The sequence below is a fragment of the Thermococcus sp. genome, from assembly GCF_027066465.1.
Classification (GTDB): domain Archaea; phylum Methanobacteriota_B; class Thermococci; order Thermococcales; family Thermococcaceae; genus Thermococcus.
The window spans coordinates 1-1933 of sequence record NZ_JAMONU010000121.1 but is presented as its reverse complement, the minus strand read 5'-3'; the positions used below and the strand labels follow the sequence as shown (position 1 = coordinate 1933).

4 protein-coding genes are annotated in these 1933 nt (G+C 49.9%); all 4 read left to right on the top strand.

Annotated features, from left to right (window positions below; all coding sequences use genetic code 11):
- A partial coding sequence (gene rfbB / locus MVK46_RS05595) for a dTDP-glucose 4,6-dehydratase (RefSeq protein WP_297535656.1) occupies window positions 1–1174 on the top strand: 1174 nt, incomplete at its 5' end.
- Window positions 1175–1219: 45 nt separating this feature from the next.
- Entirely contained in the window at window positions 1220–1504 is a 285-nt protein-coding gene (locus MVK46_RS05590; RefSeq protein WP_297535655.1) for a hypothetical protein, read from the top strand.
- Window positions 1465–1803 (top strand): PIN domain-containing protein, encoded by a 339-nt coding sequence (locus tag MVK46_RS05585; RefSeq protein ID WP_297535654.1) that lies wholly within the window; start codon window positions 1465–1467, stop codon window positions 1801–1803. The genes MVK46_RS05590 and MVK46_RS05585 overlap by 40 nt, the downstream gene beginning before the upstream one ends.
- On the top strand, window positions 1803–1933 hold a 131-nt coding region (locus tag MVK46_RS05580; protein WP_367182635.1), incomplete at its 3' end, for a dTDP-4-dehydrorhamnose 3,5-epimerase family protein. The genes MVK46_RS05585 and MVK46_RS05580, both read left to right, overlap by 1 nt.

The window sequence follows — 1933 nt, the reverse complement described above, 5'->3', positions numbered from 1 at the left end:
TTACCAAATGTGCATAAGGCTCTGTGGTAAAAATGCTTCAGAAAAAAGACTTCCGGATTTCGTATATGGACTGGACAAGAAGTATCAGATGTTATTCTGGGAAACGCTATTAGAAGGAGACGGAACGTATAGGCGCTGGAAAAGGGATAAGACTGCCGAGTACACAACGGTTTCAAGAAGACTGGCAGCGGGATTGGGATTGCTTCTGGCGCTGATGGGTATTGATTACACGTACCACATAAGCAAGCCGAGAAATGGGAACCATACTTCATACACCATCAGAACAAGGCTGTTTTACAACGTCTCCGCTGGAAAAAGGGAGATAATTGAAATCGAATACGAGGGCTACGTCTATGACTTAGAGGTCGAAAAGTCTCACAACTTTATAGCTGGTGTCGGGAACATAGTGGCCCACAATACCCACGTTGACAGGAGCATCTCGAGTCCCGACCACTTCCTCAGGAGCAACGTTATCGGTGTCTACACGATTCTTGAGGCGATAAGGAAGGAGAACCCCGAGGTGAGGCTCGTCCACATAAGCACCGACGAGGTCTACGGGGACATAGTTAGAGGCTCCTTTAGAGAGGAGGACGCGCTGAAGCCCTCTTCCCCCTACTCCGCCACCAAAGCGGCCGCCGATGCCCTCGTCCTCGGATGGGCAAGGACTTACAGGCTCAACGCCTCAATAACGAGATGCACAAACAACTACGGCCCCTACCAGTTCCCGGAGAAGCTCATACCCAAAACGATAATAAGGGCCAAAATGGGGCTAAAGGTTCCAATCTACGGAACCGGTCAGAACGTGAGGGACTGGATTTACGTTGAGGACCACGTGAGGGCCGTTGAGACGGTTCTGCTGAAGGGGGAGCCGAGGGAAATCTACAACATCTCCACCGGCGAGGAGAAAACGAACCTTGAGGTCGTCAAAACAATTTTGAAAATAATGGGCAGGGACGAATCTCTGATAGAGTTCGTCGAAGACAGGCCAGGACACGATTTGAGGTACTCCCTCGACTCCTGGAAGATAACGAGGGATTTGAAATGGCGTCCGAAGGTGAGCTTTGAGGAGGGCATAAAGCTGACAGTCGAGTGGTACCTGAAGAACGAGGACTGGTGGCGCCCGCTGGCCAGCGAGAGGGTCCTCCACCCGACGCCGTGGAAGCTGGGGTGGTGAGAAAACTTAAATATGTGGTTCCACATAATTATGTACGGTGGTGCTATGCCAACGATGACGCTCTCGATACCCCCCGACCTGTACAGGAAGATGAAGGAACACCCGGAGATAAAGTGGAGCGAAGTTGCAAGAAGGGCAATAGCTGAATACCTCAGAGAGCTTGAGAACTCCCGAAGTGAAATGTCTATGGCCGAGTTCAGAGGGCTTTTAAGTAAAGAAATCTTGGACGAAGTAACCTCTACTCCCAACGAAACCTATGAGAAATATTACAAAAAGATGAGGGAGCTTGAATGGGAGAGGACAGAAAGCTTTACGACACGAACATCCTGATTGAGATGGTCAAAGGAACGATAAATGCCAGCAAGGGGTATACGACGACCCTCAACCTCGTCGAGTATCCGAAGGGCGTTGTTCTTGACCTAGGAGTTCTAATTCCCACACCCAAGGAGTACGCATTGGCAGTTGAACTCTCTGAAAAGCTCGTAAAGAAGGGAACCCAAATTCCAGCTGTTGACATCATGATTGCGGCAGTTGCCATAAACAGGGGTTTGATGCTGGTGACGATGGATAAACACTTCAGTGAGATTAAGAAAGTCGCGCCCGAGCTTAAACTTGAGCTGATTGGGTGATGGTGATGCCCTTCGAGTTCGAGAGGCTTGAGATTCCAGATGTGATTCTGATTAAGCCGAAGGTCTTCGGCGACGAACGCGGCTTCTTCATGGAGACTTACAAAAGGCCAGACTTCGAGAGCGCTGGAAT